The 19041-nt window shown below is 72.8% G+C and carries 16 protein-coding genes; 10 read left to right on the top strand and 6 right to left on the bottom strand.

Annotated elements, in window-relative coordinates; all coding sequences use genetic code 11:
- Nucleotides 1-11 precede the first annotated feature (11 nt).
- Nucleotides 12-458 (top strand): hypothetical protein, encoded by a 447-nt coding sequence (locus ACBR40_RS38845; RefSeq protein ID WP_371251933.1) that lies wholly within the window; start codon nucleotides 12-14, stop codon nucleotides 456-458.
- Nucleotides 459-557: 99 nt separating this feature from the next.
- Here the strand turns inward: ACBR40_RS38845 and ACBR40_RS38840 are convergent, their stop codons facing one another.
- The 3 genes from ACBR40_RS38840 to ACBR40_RS38830 form a co-directional block, all read right to left on the bottom strand.
- The gene (locus ACBR40_RS38840; RefSeq protein ID WP_344212719.1) at nucleotides 558-2216 is read right to left on the bottom strand and encodes an RNA polymerase sigma factor; all 1659 of its coding nucleotides are present in this window, start codon (nucleotides 2214-2216) and stop codon (nucleotides 558-560) included.
- Between the two features lie 242 nt (nucleotides 2217-2458).
- Nucleotides 2459-4555: a SpoIIE family protein phosphatase gene (locus ACBR40_RS38835; protein ID WP_371251932.1), complete on the bottom strand. Its 2097-nt coding sequence runs from the start codon at nucleotides 4553-4555 to the stop codon at nucleotides 2459-2461.
- 217 nt (nucleotides 4556-4772) lie between these two features.
- Entirely contained in the window at nucleotides 4773-5342 is a 570-nt protein-coding gene (locus ACBR40_RS38830) for an HhH-GPD-type base excision DNA repair protein (RefSeq protein WP_344212723.1), read from the bottom strand.
- Between the two features lie 154 nt (nucleotides 5343-5496).
- Between ACBR40_RS38830 and ACBR40_RS38825 the strand changes: the two genes are divergently transcribed.
- From ACBR40_RS38825 to ACBR40_RS38805, 5 genes are all read left to right on the top strand, one after another.
- On the top strand, nucleotides 5497-5721 hold the full coding sequence (locus ACBR40_RS38825) for a hypothetical protein (RefSeq protein WP_329592331.1): 225 nt from the start codon (nucleotides 5497-5499) through the stop codon (nucleotides 5719-5721).
- Nucleotides 5722-5848: 127 nt separating this feature from the next.
- A complete protein-coding gene (locus ACBR40_RS38820) occupies nucleotides 5849-7399 on the top strand; it encodes a hypothetical protein (RefSeq protein ID WP_371251931.1) in 1551 nt (516 codons plus the stop codon).
- 66 nt (nucleotides 7400-7465) lie between these two features.
- The gene (locus tag ACBR40_RS38815; protein ID WP_344212725.1) at nucleotides 7466-8221 is read left to right on the top strand and encodes a 5-oxoprolinase subunit PxpA; all 756 of its coding nucleotides are present in this window, start codon (nucleotides 7466-7468) and stop codon (nucleotides 8219-8221) included.
- Complete coding sequence (locus ACBR40_RS38810; RefSeq protein WP_371251930.1) at nucleotides 8218-8838, top strand: allophanate hydrolase subunit 1; 621 nt, start codon at nucleotides 8218-8220, stop codon at nucleotides 8836-8838. Before ACBR40_RS38815 ends, ACBR40_RS38810 begins: the two co-directional genes overlap by 4 nt.
- Nucleotides 8835-9695, top strand: coding sequence for a biotin-dependent carboxyltransferase family protein (locus ACBR40_RS38805; RefSeq protein WP_371251929.1), 861 nt, complete (start codon nucleotides 8835-8837; stop codon nucleotides 9693-9695). Before ACBR40_RS38810 ends, ACBR40_RS38805 begins: the two co-directional genes overlap by 4 nt.
- Here the strand turns inward: ACBR40_RS38805 and ACBR40_RS38800 are convergent.
- Nucleotides 9584-9871 carry a PhzF family phenazine biosynthesis isomerase gene (locus ACBR40_RS38800; RefSeq protein ID WP_371251928.1) on the bottom strand — a complete coding sequence of 96 codons (288 nt, stop codon included), beginning with the start codon at nucleotides 9869-9871 and terminating at the stop codon, nucleotides 9584-9586. The two genes, ACBR40_RS38805 and ACBR40_RS38800, sit on opposite strands and share 112 nt — an antisense overlap.
- A gap of 65 nt (nucleotides 9872-9936) precedes the next feature.
- On the opposite strand from ACBR40_RS38800, the gene sthA reads away from it, so the two are divergent.
- Nucleotides 9937-11349, top strand: coding sequence for a Si-specific NAD(P)(+) transhydrogenase (gene sthA / locus ACBR40_RS38795; RefSeq protein WP_371251927.1), 1413 nt, complete (start codon nucleotides 9937-9939; stop codon nucleotides 11347-11349).
- Nucleotides 11350-11358: 9 nt separating this feature from the next.
- Here sthA and ACBR40_RS38790 read toward each other — a convergent pair whose 3' ends face one another.
- The gene (locus ACBR40_RS38790) at nucleotides 11359-12090 is read right to left on the bottom strand and encodes a DoxX family protein (RefSeq protein WP_371251926.1); all 732 of its coding nucleotides are present in this window, start codon (nucleotides 12088-12090) and stop codon (nucleotides 11359-11361) included.
- 35 nt (nucleotides 12091-12125) lie between these two features.
- Entirely contained in the window at nucleotides 12126-13655 is a 1530-nt protein-coding gene (locus tag ACBR40_RS38785; protein WP_371251925.1) for an MFS transporter, read from the bottom strand.
- A 258-nt stretch (nucleotides 13656-13913) separates the two neighbouring features.
- On the opposite strand from ACBR40_RS38785, the gene ACBR40_RS38780 reads away from it, so the two are divergent.
- From ACBR40_RS38780 to ACBR40_RS38770, 3 genes are read left to right on the top strand one after another with little or no spacing between them, the layout of a single operon-like run.
- Entirely contained in the window at nucleotides 13914-15644 is a 1731-nt protein-coding gene (locus tag ACBR40_RS38780) for a tetratricopeptide repeat protein (RefSeq protein WP_371251924.1), read from the top strand.
- 15 nt (nucleotides 15645-15659) lie between these two features.
- Nucleotides 15660-16574: a haloalkane dehalogenase gene (locus ACBR40_RS38775; RefSeq protein ID WP_371251923.1), complete on the top strand. Its 915-nt coding sequence runs from the start codon at nucleotides 15660-15662 to the stop codon at nucleotides 16572-16574.
- Between the two features lie 46 nt (nucleotides 16575-16620).
- A complete protein-coding gene (locus ACBR40_RS38770) occupies nucleotides 16621-18966 on the top strand; it encodes an AAA family ATPase (RefSeq protein WP_371251922.1) in 2346 nt (781 codons plus the stop codon).
- Nucleotides 18967-19041: the final 75 nt, after the last annotated feature.

Here is a 19041-nt window from a genome sequence, read left to right as displayed (position 1 = left end):
TCCGACCATGCATGAGGTCGTTTCAGCGAGCGAGCGCGTGGCTGGCCGCGTTCGTCATCGGGGTGCCCGCGCTGGGCGTGGTCGCGATGATCGTCGCGTTGCGTGGCCGGTCGTGGGCGCTGTTCGCGGTGGCGTACCTGGTGCTGTTCACGCTGGCCTACCTCGCGGGTCTGATCCTGCTCGCCCTGCTGCGCTTCCGGCCGGACTGGCTGCGCGCGCTGGTCGCGGCCGTGGCGGTGTACGCGCTCGCACCGGTCGCGCCGCTGGTCGGCGGGATGGCCCATTACCCCTACCACGTGGTCAGGTGCGGTGGCCTGCCCGTCGTAGGCAGTGACGGCGCGGCCCCGGGCTACCTGGTCCCCGGGGAGGAGGACTACGCGGTGACGCCGTTCCACAAGAGGTTCTTCTGCACGCAGAAGGAGGCCAGGGCCGCCGGCTACTACCACGACGACTTCTGACACGGATCCAGTCCCCGGCGATGTCGGGGGCCGGGAACAGCAGAAGGGGGCTCCGCCGGCCATCGGACCGGTGGAGCCCCCTTCTGGTGTGCCTGGTGCTCAGTCCAGGTAGTCGCGCAGCACCTGGGAGCGGGACGGGTGACGGAGCTTGGACATGGTCTTGGACTCGATCTGGCGGATGCGCTCACGGGTGACCCCGTAGACCTTGCCGATCTCGTCCAGCGTCTTGGGCTGCCCGTCGGTGAGCCCGAAGCGCATCGACACGACGCCCGCCTCCCGCTCCGACAACGTGTCGAGAACGGAGTGCAGCTGCTCCTGGAGCAGCGTGAAGCTGACGGCGTCGGCCGGAACGATGGCCTCGGAGTCCTCGATGAGGTCGCCGAACTCGCTGTCGCCCTCCTCGCCCAGCGGCGTGTGGAGGGAGATGGGCTCGCGCCCGTACTTCTGGACCTCGACGACCTTCTCGGGCGTCATGTCCAGCTCACGGGCGAGCTCTTCCGGCGTGGGCTCGCGGCCGAGGTCCTGCAGCATCTGCCGCTGGACGCGGGCCAGCTTGTTGATCACTTCGACCATGTGGACCGGGATGCGGATGGTCCGCGCCTGGTCGGCCATGGCTCGCGTGATCGCCTGCCGGATCCACCACGTGGCGTAGGTGGAGAACTTGTAGCCCTTGGTGTAGTCGAACTTCTCCACGGCCCGGATGAGGCCGAGGTTGCCCTCCTGGATCAGGTCGAGGAAGAGCATGCCGCGGCCGGTGTAGCGCTTGGCCAGCGAGACCACGAGCCGGAGGTTGGCCTCCAGCAGGTGGTTCTTGGCGCGGCGGCCGTCCTCGGCGATCCACTCCAGCTCGGCGCGGACGTCGACCGGCAGGCCGTCGGCCTCGCCGCTGCCCAGCTGCTCCTCGGCGAACAGGCCGGCCTCGATGCGCTTGGCGAGCTCGACCTCCTGCTCGGCGTTGAGCAGCGGGACCTTGCCGATCTGCTTGAGGTAGTCCTTCACCGGGTCGGCGGTGGCGCCCGCGGCCGCCACCTGGGCGACGGGGGCGTCATCGTCGTCGTCGGAGAGGATGAGGACCTCGTCCTCGGTCTTCTGCGTCGCGGCGATCTCGGCGGCCTTGGGCTCGTCGGTCTCCTCGTCGTCGGAGTCCTCGCTGTCGCCCTCGGCGTCGGAGTCCTCCTCGACGATGTCCTCGACGTCGAGGTCCTCGAGGTCCTCCAGCTCCACGTCGCCGTCGAGCTCGAGGTCCTCGACCTCGTCGGTCTCGCCGCGCGCGCCCTCGGGAGCCTTCGGCTTGGTGTCGGCAGGCCCAGCTGCGGTCTTCTGCTCGGCCTTCTTGGCGGCGGCGGGTGCCGCGGCCTTCTTGGCCGCCGGAGCGGCCTTCTTCGCGGGGGCCGCCTTCTTGGCGGCCGGCTCGGCTTCTGCGGCGCCGACGACCGCGGTCACGGTCTCGGGCTGCTGCTCTTTGGCGGCCGCCGCCGTCTTGGTCTTGACGGGGGCGGCGGTGCGGCGCTTTGCTGGACCACGAGACTTCTTCGGCGCAGCCGAATCCGCGGCGGTCACCACCACGGTCACGCCCTCTTTGCTGAGGTTCCGCAAGAACGCGGCGGCGTGCGACATGGGGATGTCCGCCTCCTCGAAGGCCTGACGGACATCCTCAGACTCGAGGAAACCCTGCGAGCGCCCACGCTCGAGCAGTCGCTGAATGACGGGCTCGTTCAGCTCTTGTGGCTTCGAGCGAGTCGAACTTGCAGGCGACACGAACACCTCTCGAACGAACGCGTGGCGACAATGGACCCAGATGCCCGCTGGGGGGCTGTTGCCTCTCTCGGAGATCGGTGAGGCCGTGCGGACCGCGACGGACCTGCACAGCATTGTGGCACGACCCCGCACTCCATACGGCCACCTCCCGGCGGTTGACCTCCACCCTAGGCCGACCAAGGCAGTAGTGCGTACGTAAGCGGGGCACTGATACCCGAAAGCAACCGTTATGACTGTTTCATTCAGTCACTCTTCGTGGCTGGCGGAACGTGAAGTGCGAGCGCGGTAACGTCATCATCCTGTTCATATCCAGACAACATCCGGTCAACCAGGAAGTCCAGCAACATGTGAGGACTCTTCACGACCTCAGGCGGCGCTTCGGTCACAACACTGCAAAGGTCCGCGAGTCCGGCGTCCAGCCCGCGCTTGCGGTTCTCCACGAGACCGTCGGAGTAGAGCACGGCGGTGTGTCCGGGCGGCACCACGAACCGGAACTGCCGACGGCTGGTCGGCCAGCCCAGCGGCGTGCCCGGCTCGCCGTCGCACAGGATCGCGGTGCCCTGCGGCGAGACCAGCACGGGCGGCGGGTGGCCGGCCAGCGCCAGCGTGCCCTCGCCGGTGACGGGCTCGACGACCATGTAGGCCAGGGTGGTGACCTGCTCCTCTTCCTCGGTGGCCTCGAAGACGCGGTCGAGGCCGGTGAGGACGGCCGCGGGCGGCGGGTTGGTCAGCGCCAGGGCGCGCATGGCGTTGCGGATGCGGCCCATGCCGGCCGCGGCCTTGACGCCCTTGCCCATGACGTCGCCGACGACCGCCGCGACCCGCCCGTCCTGAAGGACGAACGCGTCGTACCAGTCGCCGCCGACCTGGACGTGACGGCTGCCCGAGCGGAAGCGCTGGGCCAGCTCCAGGCCCTTGACCACGGGCAGCCGGTCGGGCAGCAGGCTGCGCTGCAGCGTCTCGGCGGTGCGGTGCTCGCGCTCGAACAGGGTGGCCCGCTCGACCGCCAGCGCGCACTGGCCGGCCAGCGCCTCCAGGAAGACGCCGTCCTCCTGAGAGATCTTCTGCGGGCGGGTGAAGGAGAATCGGAGCGCTCCCAGCGCGCGGCCCGCGGCGAGCAGCGGCAGGCCCACCCAGGCCCGCTCGTCGCTGCTGGCGAGGTAGTTGCCCAGCACCTCCTCGTCGCCGCCCGCCTCCAGGAGCTGGGACCGCAGGCTGTCGGGCGACTCGGCGAAGACCGGGCGGCGGCTGTTGACCGCCATGGTCATGACGCTGGAGCTGGACAGCGGGATCTCCTCGCCTGAGGCGCCCGACGCCTCGGGGATGCCCTCGCCGTTGATGAGCTTGAGCGCGGCGCGGTCGGTGTCGAGCAGCGCCACGGCCGAGCGGTCGGCGGCCAGGGCCGTGCGGCCCACGTCGATGATGACCTGCACGACCTGCTCGACGGTCAGCGCCTCGGCGAGCATGGCGGTCGCGCCCTGCAGCCGGGCGGTGCGCAGGGCGGCGGCGCCGAGCTGGTCGGTCAGCCTGCCGCGCATCTCCTCGGCCTCGCGCTGCGGGGTGACGTCGGTGTTGGCGCCGACCCACTCCACGACCCTGCCGTGCCGGATGATCGGCACGGCGCGCACCTCGAAGTGCCGGTAGCCGCTGGCCCGGGTGCGCACGCGGTAGTTCCACTCGAACATGGTGCGCCCGCGCAGCGCCTCCCGCCAGGCCTCCTCGGTCTGCTGGCGCTCCTCGGGGTGCACGACCTCCAGCCAGCCGTTGGCGAGGTATTCCTCCAGGCCCTGGCCGGTGATGGCGCGCCACTGGGGCGCGTCCTCGACGACGGCTCCCGTGGGCGAGGTGATCCAGACGAGCTGGGACTGCGCCTCGACCAGCGAGCGGTAGCGCTCCTCGCTGCGGCGCAGCGCCTCCTCGGTCTGGCGGCTCTCGGTGACGTCCATGCCGACGAGCGCGACGGCGCGCAGCTCGCCCGAGTCGTCGTGGACCGGCGAGAACGACAGCGACCAGTGCCGGGTGTCGCCCTCGGCCGAGCGCACGCGGACGCGCCCCTCGGTGACCGGCGCGTCGGTCTCGATCACGGCCTGCACGGCGTGGGTGATGATCTGGCTGAGGTCTGCGGTCAGCACCTCGACCGGCTGCCGGCCGACCAGGCGCTCCTCGGGCACGTTGACGACGGCGCCGCAGAAGACGTCGTTGACGCGCTGGACGCGGCCGTCGCCGTCGAAGAACGCGAAGGCGAACTCGGCCTCGGACAGCATGCCCTGGAAGAGGGCGGAGTCTGAGATGTCCACATCCGACTCCCGGGGACGGGGAACGGAGGTCTCGGCGCTCATCGTCCGCACCTCCGTCGCGTGCCAGGGTCTCCCACGCGGCACATCTCCATAGTCGTGTCTGGGTGTAGCACAGCTCCGGGCGACCGGATCCTGCAGTACATCATCGGCGATGGGCATGTGCGGACGGAAGCCCCCGCCGCGGCCCGGTCGCCCCTAAGGTCAACGCATCCTGTCAAAATCGCTCCACGTCGCGCAGCAAGATCAGGTTACAGCGCAGCTACTCGGCCTTGGCCGCGCGCTTGGCCTCCTGCTTGGCGGCACGTACGCGGACCAGGCTTTCGGCGTCGACGACGTCGGCCACCGACCGGTGTGAACCCTCCTCGCCATAGGCTCCCGCCGCCTCACGCCAGCCTGAAGGTTGAACACCCAACTGCTTCCCCAGCAATGCCAAAAAAATCTGGGCCTTCTGCTTGCCGTATCCCGGAAGGGCCATGAGTCGTTTCAACAACTCCTTGCCGTCGGGTGCCCCGGCCCAGATGTTCTCGGGCCGCCCGTCGTAGTGCTCGACGAGGTGGGCCGCGAGCGCCTGGACCCTGGCCGCCATGGCCTTGGGGTAGCGGTGCACGGCCGGCTTCTCGGCGAGCAGCGCGGCGAACGCCTCAGGATCATACGAGGCGACGCGCTCGGCCGTGAGGTCGCCTCCCAGCCGCTCGGCGATGGTGTGCGGCCCCGTGAACGCCCATTCCATGGGGATCTGCTGGTCGAGGAGCATGCCGACGAGCAGGGCGAGGGGATTGCGGCCGAGGAGCTCGTCCGCCTCGCTCTTCTGGGCGAGCTGGATGCGCATGGAGACAGCTTGGCATGGATGGGCGCCGGGTGAAGTGAACACAGGCGTCGCGGAGGCTTGACACCCGTCCGAGAAAGGATGAAATGAGAGCGCAAGTCGCCCAGCACACGTTCCTGAGGGTTTGCCCCCGGGCTTCCAGAGGAATCTGACACCTATGCTCGCTCTGGCCACACGGTTCCTGCGCGAACCGGTCAGTCTCCGGCTGGCCGAAGAGTTCCTGACCGTACCCGTGGACATCATCGACCGCTGCGTGGCCGATGTCTGCGCGTGCGCCCGGCATCTGGGCGTCTCGGCGACGCCCGAGATCGTGGAGCGCATCGCGCGCGAGCACCTGCTCGCGATCGTCAACTCGGCGCCGCCGCCGCGCGACCCGCGCTGAGACTCCGGTAACACCGAGACTCCGACAACACCGAGACTCCGACAAACGCTGAGATCCCCGATAACATCGGGGTTACCAGGCCGAGTTCTCCGCACCGTTTGCGCCTGGAATACGAGAGAGTGAGGGTGTGCGCCGACACCGACGAGATCCCCGGGAGAGCACCCCGCCCGACGACGTGTTCAAGGAGATGGTGACGGCGGCCCGCGAGCTGCTGGCCGTGCGCACGCCGCTCGACGCGGAGCTGATGGTCTCCGACATGATCGGGGCCTGGTGGGGCCGACGGGTCCGGGGCGGCGACGTGGAGCAGGTGCTCGGCGAGGGGCTGGTCGACTACGCCGCCAAGGCCGGCAACCCCGCCTCGCTCACGTTGCTGATCTGCCTCGCCTACCTCGGCACCGCCCGCCAGGGCGCCAAGGCCGAGGGCGCGGCGCTGGCGATGATGGAGTCGGGCGTGGCGCGGCCCGGCTGGGCCGACAAGGTGGGCGCGGTCAAGCCGGCCGGCTGCTACGTCTCCCGCGACGCCTACGGCGACCAGGACACCGTCATCTGCACCTTCGCCTACCGGTGGAACGAGGCATCCGACCCGACCGACCGGCACGCGCTGGTCGTGGTCGTCGACTACAACATGAGCGGCATGGCCCGCGACGCCTGGGTGTCCTCCCAGGTCGACAAGCTGCTGGAGCAGGCGAGGGCCGAGGCGGCGGGCAACCCGATGCTGCTGTTCGAGGAGATCCAGCCCGAGCAGGCCAGGGCGCTGCTCGACTCGGCCATGAAGGCCACCAGGGAGCCCAAGACGCCCCCGCCGGTGAGCGACAGCTACAGCGCCTACCACGCCTTCGCCCGCGCCCGGCTGAAGGCGCTGCCCCCGGGCCGCAAGCGCCCGGCGCCGCTGCACATCGAGGCCCCCTACAGCAGGGAGCGGCGGGCCATGCTGGCGGCCGAGTTCCTGGCCTCCGACGCGGCCGAGCACCTGTCCGACCCCTCCGCGGCCTCGCGCTGCGCCGACCACATCATCGACTACGGCTGCGAGCAGGACTTCAACCGGCCGCTGCGGGTCAGCCCGACCAAGTGCGAGACGTTCCTGCTCGACTGGCTGCCGCGCAAGGTCATGCTGAGCGCGGCCGAGCAGGACGCCATGCCGCACGTGCTGTCGGCGTGGGTGCGCTTCGCCGCGCGCCGCACGGGCCTGCCCGAGCAAGGGCTGCGGGCCACGCTCGACGCCGTGTGGGAGGCGACGGGCAAGTTCCCCGAGGCCTACCGCGACCCGACGACGTTCGGGCTCGACCGGCCGCTGCTGGAGCGGCTGCTGCCCGACGGCGACCTGTCGGCGCTGGCCAGGCGGGCCTTCGCGTTCCCCTACCTGCAGGGTGTGCACAACGGGATCGATCTCGACAAGCTCAACCCCTCCGACGAGGCCGACCGGCGCACGCTGCTGGAGATCGACCACGGCGGCGCGATCGACCAGGAGCACCTGGCCTGGCACGAGGAGATCGCGACCCGGCTGTGGGAGGGCGACCCGCCGCAGCTCTGGGAGGCCGCCCAGCGCCTGCTCGACCTCGGCCACGACCGGCACGACGTGCTGCACGTGCTCATCGAGATCGCCGAGCGGATCGGCGGCGACCCCGACGAGCTCGCCGCGGCCCTCGATGACATCGCCGACATTCCGGACGAGATCTGACGGGCGGGGCCGGTCCGCGCCGGTGTTCGGCCTGCCGGAACGGCGGCGACTCAGCATGATGGTGCCATGGTGATTGACCTCAACGCCGATCTCGGCGAGAGCTTCGGGATCTGGCGGCTCGGCGACGACCTCGCGCTCCTCGACATCGTCACGAGCGCCAACGTGGCCTGCGGCTTCCACGCGGGCGACCCGGTGACGATCAGGCGCACCTGCGCGGCGGCCGTCGACCGGGGCGTGGCGATCGGCGCCCAGGTGTCCTACCGCGACCTCGCGGGCTTCGGCCGGCGGGCCATGGACGTCGAGCCCGAGGAGCTGTGCGCGGAGGTCCTCTACCAGCTCGCGGCGGTCGACGGCATCGCGCGGGCGATGGGCGGGCGGGTGTCGTACGTCAAGCCGCACGGCGCGCTCTACAACCGCGTCGTGCGCGACCGGGAGCAGGCGGCCGCCGTGATCGAGGCGGTGGCCGACTACGACGTCACGCTGCCGGTGCTCACGCTGCCCGGCTCGGTCGTGCACGAGGTGGCCGCCGCGGCGGGCGTGCCGACGGTGAGCGAGGCGTTCGCCGACCGGGCGTACACGCCGGAGGGGACGCTGGTGCCGCGCAGGGAGGAGGGCGCGGTGATCCACGACCCCGCGGAGGTGTCCGCGCGGGCACTGGAGATGGCGGTCAAGGGCGCGGTGAAGGCCGTCGACGGCAGCTCCGTGCCGATCGGGGCGCGCTCGATCTGCGTCCACGGCGACACGCCCGGGGCCGTCCGGCTGGCGCAGGAGGTGCGGGACGTGCTGCTGGCGGCCGGGGTGGTCCTGCAGGCGTTCACGTGATCCGCCTGGCGGGCGAGCACGGGCTGCTGGTCGAGACGGGCTCGCTGGAGCTGTCGCACCGTGTGGACGCCGCCCTGCGGCGCGAGCGGCCCGACCGGGTCGTGGAGATCGTCCCCGGGCCCGGCACCGTGCTGGTGGTGGCTCCCGGCGGCGACCGCGAACGGCTGCGCGAGCGGCTGGCGGACGTGCTGGCCAGGGAACGTGACAGGAAGCCCGACGCCGGGCCGGCCGCCGAGGCGCCGGTGGTGACCGTCCCGGTGGTCTACGACGGGGCCGACCTGGAGCAGGTGGCGGAGCTGGCGGGCGTCGGCGTGGACGAGGTGGTCGCCCGGCACGCGGGGCGCGAGCTGGTGGTGGGGTGGCTGGGGTTCGCGCCGGGGTTCGCGTACCTCACGGGGCTGGACCCGGTGCTGCACGTGCCCCGGCTGGGCACGCCGCGCACCTCGGTGCCCGCCGGGTCCGTGGCGGTCGCCGGGCCCTACTCGGCGGTCTACCCGAGCGCGTCGCCGGGCGGGTGGCGGCTGCTCGGGCACACCACGCTGCGGGTGTGGGACGTGGCGGCCGATCCGCCGACGCCGTTCCGTCCCGGCACGCGGGTGAGGTTCGAGGCCGCGTGATCGAGGTCATCTCGCCCGGCCCGTACGCGAGCGTCCAGGATCTCGGCCGGCCCGGCTTCGCCCACCTCGGTGTGCCGGGGTCCGGGGCGGCCGACGTGGCGAGTCTGAAGCTGGCGAACCGGCTGGTGGGCAACCCCGAGGGGCTGGCGGGCATCGAGCTGACCTTCGGCTCGGCGCGGCTGCGCTTCCTCGCGGGCGCCTGGGCGGCGCTGGCGGGCGCGCCGGTGCCGGCGGGGCCGGTGCGCGGGGCGGGCATGGGGGCGCCGTTCTGGGTGCCGGCAGGGGCGGAGCTGCGGTTGGGAGCGCCCGCGCGGGGGCTGCGGACGTACCTGGCGGTTCGGGGCGGGATCGCGGTGCCGCCGGTGCTGGGCAGCCGGTCCACCGACTCGCTGTCGGGGCTCGGCCCCGAGCCGCTGCGGGCGGGCACGCGGCTGCCCGTGGGGCCGGCCGTGGGCGGGCTCGTGGCGGACTACGCGCCGCTGCCGGAGCTCGGGCCGGCCGTGCTGCGGGTGCTGCCGGGGCCACGCGACGACTGGTTCGTGCCGGAGGCGCTCGCGGAGCTGTGCGCGGCTCCCTACGTCGTGACGCAGGACAGCAACCGGGTCGGCGTGCGGCTGCGCGGCCCGGAGCTGGTGCGGGCGCGGGCGGGCGAGCTGCCGAGCGAGGGGATGGTGACGGGCGCGGTCCAGGTGCCGCCGAGCGGTCAGCCGATCGTCTTCCTCGCCGACCATCCGCCGACCGGCGGCTATCCGGTGATCGCCGTGCTGCGCGCGGCCGACCTGGCGGTGGCCGCGCAGCTCCGCCCGGGCGACGAGGTGCGCTTCACCCTCGGGCCCCCGGCCTCCAGCCAGGCGTGACAGGTGCGGAGCGTGGGGTGCCCGGCGAAGGGCAGCTCCTGGGCCGGGGTGAGGATCCGTACCCGGTAGTCGGCCTCGGGGCTGGTGGGCGGCAGGACGAAGGTGGTCTCGGACAGGTTGGTCCATGCGGCGGAGCGCCGCATCTCCTCGGTGCCGAGCCCGTCGGCCTCCAGCACGACCGCGAGCGAGTCTGGCAGACGGGGCTTTTCGCGCGGTGCAGCCGGACCGCACACTGTACGTTGTGGCGGACTTTGACGTAGTTGTCCTGGGCTCCGGGCCGGGCGGACAGAAGGCCGCGATCGCCGCGGCGAAGCTCGGCCGGCGCGTCGCCGTGATCGAGAAACGGCACATGATCGGCGGCGTGTGCATCAACACGGGCACGATCCCCTCCAAGACGCTGCGCGAGGCGGTGCTCTACCTCACCGGGCTCAACCAGCGCGAGCTGTACGGCGCCAGCTACCGCGTCAAGGACGAGATCACGGTCACCGACCTCGGCATGCGCACCCAGCACGTGATCGGCCGCGAGATCCAGGTGATCCGCAGCCAGCTCGCCCGCAACCACGTGACGGTGCTGCACGGCACCGGCCGCTTCCTCGACCCGCACACGATCGGTGTGAGCGGCGACGACGACGGCGCCGAGATGAAGATCACCGCCGATCGGATCGTGATCGCCACCGGCACCTCGCCGGCCCGGCCGGAGAGCGTGGAGTTCGACGACCGTACGGTGATCGACTCCGACGCGATCCTGCGGCTGGAGCGGGTGCCGGAGACGCTGGTGGTCGTCGGGGCAGGCGTGATCGGCATCGAGTACGCCTCCATGTTCGCCGCGCTCGGCACGAAGGTGACGGTGGTGGAGCGGCGCGAGCGCATGCTGGAGTTCTGCGATCTGGAGATCGTCGAGGCGCTGAAGTACCACCTGCGCGATCTGGCGGTCACCTTCAGGTTCGGCGAGAACGTGGCGGCCGTCGAGCGGCGCGGCAGCGGCGCGCTGACCGTGCTGGAGAGCGGGAAGAGGATCCCCGCCGACTGCGTGATGTACTCGGCCGGCCGCCAGGGCAAGACCGCCGAGCTGTGCCTGGAGGCCGCGGGCCTGGCGGCCGACCGGCGCGGCCGGATCCAGGTGGACGACAACTACGCCACCGCCGTCCCGCACATCTACGCCGTGGGCGACGTGATCGGCTTCCCCGCGCTCGCGGCGACCTCGATGGAGCAGGGCCGGGTGGCCGCCCAGCACGCCTGCGGCGAGCCGGTCGAGGAGCTGGCCGAGCTGACGCCCATCGGCATCTACACGATCCCGGAGATCAGCTTCGTCGGGAAGTCGGAGGACGAGCTGACGCGGGAGAAGGTGCCGTTCGAGGTGGGGATCTCGCGCTACCGGGAGCTGGCCAGGGGGCAGATCATCGGCGACTCGTACGGCATGCTCAAGCTGCTGGTGTCCTCGGAGGACCGGCGGCTGCTCGGCGTGCACGTGTTCGGCACGGGCGCGACGGAGCTGGTGCACATCGGGCAGACCGTCATGGGGTGCGGCGGCACTGTGGATTACCTGGTGAACGCCGTTTTCAACTATCCGACGTTGGCGGAGTCGTACAAGGTGGCGGCCTTGGACGCGATGAACAAGATGCGGGTGGTGGCCCGGCTCACCGCGGAGATGTGACCCCGGGCCTCACTCGTCGGAGGTGCGCCTGCTCCGGGCGGCGGGCTTCTTGCGCCCGGCGACCAGCGTGTCGCCAGGGGCGGGGGCCCGCTCCTCGGTGCGCTTGGGAGCGGCGGCGCGCGGGCGCGGATGCGGCGCGGTGTCCTCGGTGGCGGAGCGCTCGACGGGCGGGTCCGCGGGCGGCGCCTCCTGCTGTGCTTCGGCGGGGGCGGGGGGCTCCCCGGCCTCCCCGGCCTCCCCGGCCGCGCCTGCCTCGCCGGCGGGCCGCGCCGGGGCGTCCGGGTCGCGGAAGGACGCGAGGACCCGCTCGGCGTCGTGGTCGGCGGCGAACTCGTCGGCCGCCGCCGCCTCCCGCCGCCGGATCACCACCATGTGGTCGACCGACACCCGCCCGGCCCCCACCACGGCCAGCAGCAGCGACGCCGCGCCGAGCAGGACGATCTCGTTCACGGTGATCGGGTTGAGCGGCGGCGCGACGAGGAAGACCGCCAGCGCCTCGGCGAAGAGGAACAGTCCCGTGACGGAGACCGCCAGCCCGGCGATCAGCAGCGCCCCGCCGATGAGCTCGGCGAGCATCGTGACCGTGGCCCATGCCTGCGGCGCGGGCGCGCCCTGCTCCAGGAACTTGGAGCCGGTGAGCTTCAGGCCGTCCTCCAGCTTGGCCCATCCGTTGGCGAAGAAGATCCCGCCCACGCACAGGCGGGCGACTAAGGCCGCGACATCACGGGAGACCTGTTTCACGCTAGTTGACTGCCCGGTACGGGACATGGCACACCTCAAGGACGGCGGAGCAGCACGGCCACCGCGACGGCCGTCAGGCTCAGCAGGACGACGCTCACGACGACGGTCGTGTGCAGGGCGTTGACGAAGGCCCACCGGGCGGTGTCGAGCAGCGCCTGGCCCGCGCTGCCGCCCACCTGGTGCGCGACGTGCGCGGCCGAGGCCAGGGACTGGCGGGCCTCGTCCATGCGGGTCGCGGAAACCCCGGGCACGGCGGTCAGCGCGGGGGCGTAGGCGATGGCGGTGACGGTGCCGAGCACGGCGACGCCGAGGCCGGCGCCCAGCTCGTACGCGGTCTCCTCGATGGCCGCCGCCCCTCCCGCCCTGGACTCCGGGACCGCGGACATGATGGTGTCGGAGGCGGCCAGCAGCGCCACCTGCACCCCGAACCCGATGCCGACGAAACAGACGGCCAGCATCACGGGGTGCCCTTCGACGCCCCAGCTCAGCGTGGGGGTGAGGGCCAGCGCGACCAGTCCGAGCCCGCCGCTCATCGTGGCCCGCAGGCCGAGGCGCGGCAGGATGTGGGCCGCCGCGAGCCCGCCGCAGATCGCCGACAGCACCAGCGGCAGCATGCGCACCGCCGCGCGCACCGGGCTGTCGCCGAGCACGAGCTGCAGGTACTGGGCGAGCATGAGCTGGAGCCCGACCAGCGCGAAGACGCCGAGCAGCACCCCGGTGACGCCGGTGGTGAACTCGCGCCGCCGGAACAGCCCGAGCTCCAGCAGCGGCACGGCCAGCCGCCGCTGCCGCCTCACGAAGGCGACGAGCAGCCCGGCGCCCGCCAGGAACACCAGCAGCGACGCCCACATCGGCATGAGGGTGCCCGAACCGGCCTCCTTGAGCCCGAAGGCCAGCGCGAGGAGGCCGACGACCGACAGCGCCGCGCCGGCGGCGTCCCAGGGGCGGTCCCTGCGTACGGGCGAGTCGGGCAGCAGGCGGACGGCGGCGGGCAGCAGCACGAGCAGGATCGGCACGTTGATCAGGAAGACCGCGCCCCACCAGAAGCCGACCAGCACCCCGCCGACGAGCGGCCCGACGGCGGCGCCTGCCGCGGCCACCGCGCTCCAGATGCCGAGCGCGACGGCCCGCTCGCGCCGGTCGGTGAAGACCTGGCGGATGAGCGAGAGCGTGGCGGGCATGATCATCGCGCCGCCGACGCCGAGCAGCGCCCTGGCCAGGATCAGCGCCAGCGGCGTGGGGGCGAACGCGGCCCCGGCCGAGGCCAGACCGAACAGCACGAAACCGCACAGGACCAGGCGTTTGCGTCCGTACTTGTCGCCGAGCGTGCCGAACATGATGAGCAGCGGCGCGACGACGAGCGAGTAGACGTCGATGATCCACAGGAGCTGCACCGCGCTCGGTTCGAGCGCGGCGGTGAGCGCGGGCACCGCGATGTGCAGAACCGTCGCGTCCACCGTGATGAGCAGCAGCGCCAGGCAGAGCAGCGCCAGGACGGACCAGCGGCGCTCGCCCGGCCGGCTCGCGGACGTCTTGACGAGCGGTGCGGCCTGTGTGACGGTCATGGGCCTCCTTGCAGGCCGATCCGCTGACAGGGCCCGCACGCGCAGGTGGTCGGCCGCTCGCGCGCCACGGTCTCGCGCCCGCCCCTTCAGGACGGCGGCGCCCCGGCTCTTGCGCTCCGGCTTGCGTGGCAGCTTAGGCCATGGCACGCGCTTGTCATAGCGGTATCGCCTGATCCACGGTCTGGCGCACCTCTCTAGAGAGATACAGCCATATGTCGGTATCTATCCAACGTCGGCCCCCCAACCGATCATGGAGGGGTGGGGACCGATCCAAGTGGTAAGAACGATGACATTCAGGATAGGTCCTCACGCGAATGGTGCGACGAGGCGCTGACCAGGCTCAACACCGGCCGCCCCGAATCCGCGCTGGAGGCCGCCCGCCGCGCCGCCGATCTCGATCCCGGGGCCGAGTGGGCGTACCGGCTCATCAGCCTCGCCCACGAGCGGCTGGGCCGCGACGCCGACGCGCTGCCCGCCGCCGAGCGGGCCGTGACGCTGGCGCCCGGCTCCTGGCTCGCCCGCCTGCGCCTGGCCGCCGTCCTGCGCCGCCGCCCCGGCCGTTGGCCGGACGCGGTCGGGCACGCCGAGCAGGCCAGGAGGTTCGCGCCCGAGGAGGCCGACCCCGAGGTCCTGCTGGGCGACCTCGCGCTGCTGCGCGGCGACCACGCCGGCGCGACGCGCCGCTACCGCGCGGCGCTGGCCGTCGCCCCCGCCCATCCGCAGGCCAGGGTGAACCTGGCGCTGGCGCTGCTGCGCTGGGAACGGCCCCGCCCGCACCACGATCCGGCCTGGCCCGTGGACCCGCGCGACACCGGCAGGGCCAGGCGGGCACTGGAGGTCTGGTCGCGGCAGGCCAGGCTGCTGGTCGCCGTGGCCACCGTCGCCATCGCGGCGGCGGCGCTCGCCTTCGACTGGGGGACGCGGGCGCGACTCGCCGGGTTCGCGGTGCTCGCGCTGCTGGTGCCGCTCACGGTGCGGCAGGCGCGGCGGGTCCGGGTCTGGTCGTACGTGCCCGCCATGTTCGGACGGGACCCGTGGCTCGGCGCGGGCGTGGTGGCCGCCGTGGTGTCGGTGCCGGCCTTCGCCGCCTGGCTGGTGCTCGGGACGGCGCCCGCCGTGCCCCGCGCGCTCGACCCGGTCTGGGCCGGGCTCGCGGGCGTCGTCGTGCTCGGCTGGCCGGCGCTCGCCGCCGTGCGGGCGATGGCGGAGTCCTGGCGCGGCCGGCCGCTGCGGGCTCTGGAGCAGGCGCTGCTCGCCGATCCCGACCGCACGGCGCGGCGCGATGTCGGGATCACGCTCTGGATCGTCCTGGTCAGGACGTGGTCGGTGCTGGTGCCGGTGGTGGGCGGGGCGCTCGTGGTGGAGCCGCGGGCGGCCGTGGCGGCGCTGGCGGTGCCGTACCCGGTGGTGCGCGGCTGCCTGCGCGCCCGCCGCGCGGACGACCGGTGGCTCCTGGCCGCGACGCTGCTGGTCGTGCTGGCCGCCGCCGCCTGCGCGACCGGCGGGCTGCTGGGCTCGCCGTGGGCCTGGCGGATCGGGCTGGGGGCGCTCGCGGCGGCGGTGGCGGTGTTCGCGGCGCGGGCGGCCCGGGCCTGGTGGCGGGGCGGCCCAGGGCCGTGGCGGGCCGCGCTGGTCATGTGCGACCTGCCCATGGGATCAGGGCCGTCGGCCGCGCTGACCGCCGAGGCGCGCCGGACCATCTCCTACGCCCGCGACGTCGTCCTGTCCTACGGCGACGGCCGCGGCCCCCGCGTCGCCGGCGCGGCCGCCTCCGTCACCTCCACCGGCGAGCTGCGCCTGATCGCCGGGACCGAGGCGTGGGAGGCGATCGAGGCCGATCCGCGCGTGGCGGTGTTCGCCGCCGACCCGCTCCAGCGGCGGTTCTGGGTGGAGGTGCGCGGCGTCGCGCTCGCCGACGCCGACGTGCTGCGGGTGACGCCCAAGCAGGTGTCGGTGGGCGAGTTCCCTGGGCGGCACCAGCGCCGGTGACTAGAGTTTTGTTCTATGCGGATCCTGCGTACTCCCGACGAGCGCTTCGCCGGACTGCCCGACTTCCCCTACGAGCCCCGTTACGCCGAGGTGGGCGACGGCCTGCGGATGGCGTACGTGGAGGCCGGACCGGCCGGCGGCGAGCCGGTCGTGCTGCTGCACGGCGAGCCGAGCTGGTCCTTCCTCTACCGCCACGTCATGACCGAGCTGGCCGCGGCCGGGCTGCGCGCGATCGCGCCCGACCTGATCGGCTTCGGCCGCTCCGACAAGCCCGCCGACCTCGCCGACCACACCTACGCCAGGCACGTCGAGTGGACCAGGGCCCTGCTGCTCGACGCGCTCGGCCTGCGCGGCATGACCGTGGTCGGCCAGGACTGGGGCGGCCTCATCGGGCTGCGGATCGCCGCCGAGCACCCGGAGCGGGTGGCCCGGATCGTGGCCGCCAACACGGGGTTGCCGACGGGTGACATTCCCATGCCCGAGGTCTGGCACCGGTTCCGCGCGTCCGTGCTCAACGCCCCGGCGCTCGACATCGCCCGGTTCGTCCAGGCCGGGTGCAGGACGCCGCTGCCGCCCGAGGTGCGGGCCGCGTACGACGCGCCGTTCCCCGACGAGACGTACAAGGCGGGCCCGCGGGCCATGCCCGGCCTCGTGCCCACCTCCCCCGACGACCCCGCCGCGCCCGCCAACCGCGCAGCCTGGCGGGTTCTCACCACGCTGGAGCGGCCGTTCCTGGTGGCCTTCTCCGACGGGGACCCGATCACCGGAGGCATGCGGCCGATCCTGCTCAAGTCGATGGCAGGGGCCTCCGGCCTGGAGCATCCCGTGATCAAGGGCGCCGGGCACTTCCTCCAGGAGGACGCCGGCGCCGAGCTCGGCCGTCAGATCGCCGCTTTCGTGACCTCGGCACAGCGTGTCAGAAACGCCTAATCGTCCGTCCAGTGCGGTATAACCGGGGGCGGACCGGGGAGGCGTGATGCGTGAGTCCGGCAGGGCCCAGGCCGCGGGGCGGGCCGCAGCGCGGGATCTGTTCGAACAGGTGCGGGAGCGCTACTTCCGGATCCCCCCTGGGGTGCGGCGGGTGCTCTACGTGGTCGTGCTCGTCGCGACGATGGGAGTGGGCGCGGCGCTCGGCTGGGACCTGCTGAGCACCTTCCCTCTCGTCCTGCTGGCGCTCGCCTTCATCGCGCTCACCATGCGCTTCCCCCGCGCCGCCGCCACCACGCTGGTGGTGGTGTGCTGGATGGCGCTCGCGCTGCAGGCGTTCGCGCGGCTCTACCCCGCGGGCTCGTTCGCGGTGCACCTGATGGTCGCACTGGCCCTGCCGGTCGCCGGCGCCGCGCACCTCATCCGCTGGGTGACACCGTGGGTGACCACCCTGACGGCGCTGCTGCCCGCCGGCCTGCTCGCCGCGGCCCTGTCCCCCGTCTCCGCCACCGTCTCGGTCTGGGTCGGCTACGCCGCCGCGCTCGCCGTCCTCGTCCAGCGCCTCCTGCTGGCCCGCCGGACCAGGGCCGAGAACGCCGTCGAGGAGCAGGTCAGGGTCAGGGCCCGCGAGGGCCGCCCCGAGACCGCCCAGGACAAACCCGGCGGGCCGCCCCAGATCTCCGTCGAGGACGCGCTCGCCGAGCTGGAGAGCATGATCGGGCTCGCCCCGGTCAAGGAGCAGGTGCGCTCGATCGCCGCCTCCATCGAGGCGTCCCGGCTGCGGGCCGAGGCGGGCTACGCCAGCGAGCGGCCCACCCGCCACTTCGTCTTCGTCGGCCCGCCCGGCACCGGCAAGACCTCGGTGGCCCGCGCGCTCGCCAAGATCTTCTACGCGTTCGGCCTGCTGGAGACCCCCTACGTGGTCGAGGCGCAGCGCGCCGACCTGGTGGGCGAGTTCCTGGGCGCGACCGCGATCAAGACCAACGAGCTGGTCGACCGGGCGCTCGGCGGGGTGCTGTTCATTGACGAGGCGTACGGGCTGGTCAACTCCTCCGACGGCCAGCCCGACCGGTTCGGCGCCGAGGCCGTGCAGACCCTGCTCAAGCGGGCCGAGGACGACCGCGACCGGGTGATCATCATCCTGGCCGGCTACGAGCAGGAGATGAGCGGCTTCCTGTCCAGCAACCCCGGCCTGGCCAGCCGCTTCGCCACCCGCGTGCGCTTCCCCGGCTACTCCCCGCAGGAGCTCGTCGAGGTCACCGAGCTGCTCCAGCGGCGACGGGGCGACCAGATGAGCCCCGACACCCGGCGCGTCCTGCTCGGCCTGTACGACGACGTGCACCGCCGCGGCCTGGTCGACGAGCTGGGCAACGCCCGCTTCGCCCGCAGCCTGGTCGAGGCCGCCGCGCAGGCCCGCGACGTACGCGTGGTGGGCGCGGGCGGCACGCCGACCACCGCCGACCTCGTGACGACCACCACGGCCGACGTCACCAAGGCGTTCGACGACCTCACCGCCCGCTTCCGCGGCTACGCCGCCACGCCCACGCTGGAGGAGGCGCTCGCCGACCTCGACCGCATGGCGGGCCTGGCCCCGGTCAAGCGGCAGGTGCACGCCATCGCCGCGCAGCTCCAGGTGGCCCGCATGCGGCAGGAGCGCGGGCTGCCGACGCCGCAGCAGATGCGCCACTTCGTCTTCGTCGGGCCGCCCGGCACCGGCAAGACCACGGTCGCCCGGGTGCTCGGCCGCGTCTTCGCCGCGCTCGGCCTGCTGGCCAGGCCCGACGTCGTCGAGGCGCACCGCGCCGACCTGGTCGGCCAGCACCTCGGCGCCACGGCGATCAAGACCAACGAGCTGATCGACCGGGCGCTCGGCGGCGTGCTGTTCATCGACGAGGCCTACAGCCTGGTCAACCCCGGCTACCAGGGCGGCGACGCCTTCGGCGCCGAGGCCGTCCAGACGCTGCTCAAGCGGGCCGAGGACGACCGCGACCGGCTCGTGGTCGTGCTGGCCGGCTACGAGCGCGAGATGGACGGCTTCCTCGCCACCAACCCCGGCCTGGCCAGCCGGTTCAACCAGCGCGTGGCCTTCCCCAGCTACTCCCCCGCCGAGCTGAGCGAGATCGCGGTCCTGCTCGCGTCCAAGGCGGGCGACACCTTCGACGAGGGCGCGCTGCGCAACCTCGACGAGGTCTTCACCTGGGTCTGCGCGGAGCGGCTGATCGACGGCCTCGGCAACGGCCGCTTCGCCCGCTCGCTGTTCGAGCGCGCCGCGATGCGCCGGGACGTACGCCTGGCCGCGCAGGCCGGGGCCGGCTCGGCGGCCAGCGCGGCCGAGCTGACCACGATCACGAGCGAGGACGTCGCCGCCGCCGTGGACGAACTTTCCGGCCGCTGACTTCTTCCTGCTGCGTGCACCCACCCGTCGCATGGTGTAGCTATATGACTGCGTAGCGTGCTCGGCGGAGGGAGG

This window comes from Nonomuraea sp. AD125B, assembly GCF_041402765.1.
In the GTDB taxonomy this organism is placed as follows: domain Bacteria; phylum Actinomycetota; class Actinomycetes; order Streptosporangiales; family Streptosporangiaceae; genus Nonomuraea; species Nonomuraea bangladeshensis.
Note: the sequence above shows the minus strand (reverse complement) of the source record. Positions and strands in the feature narration are given on the sequence as shown.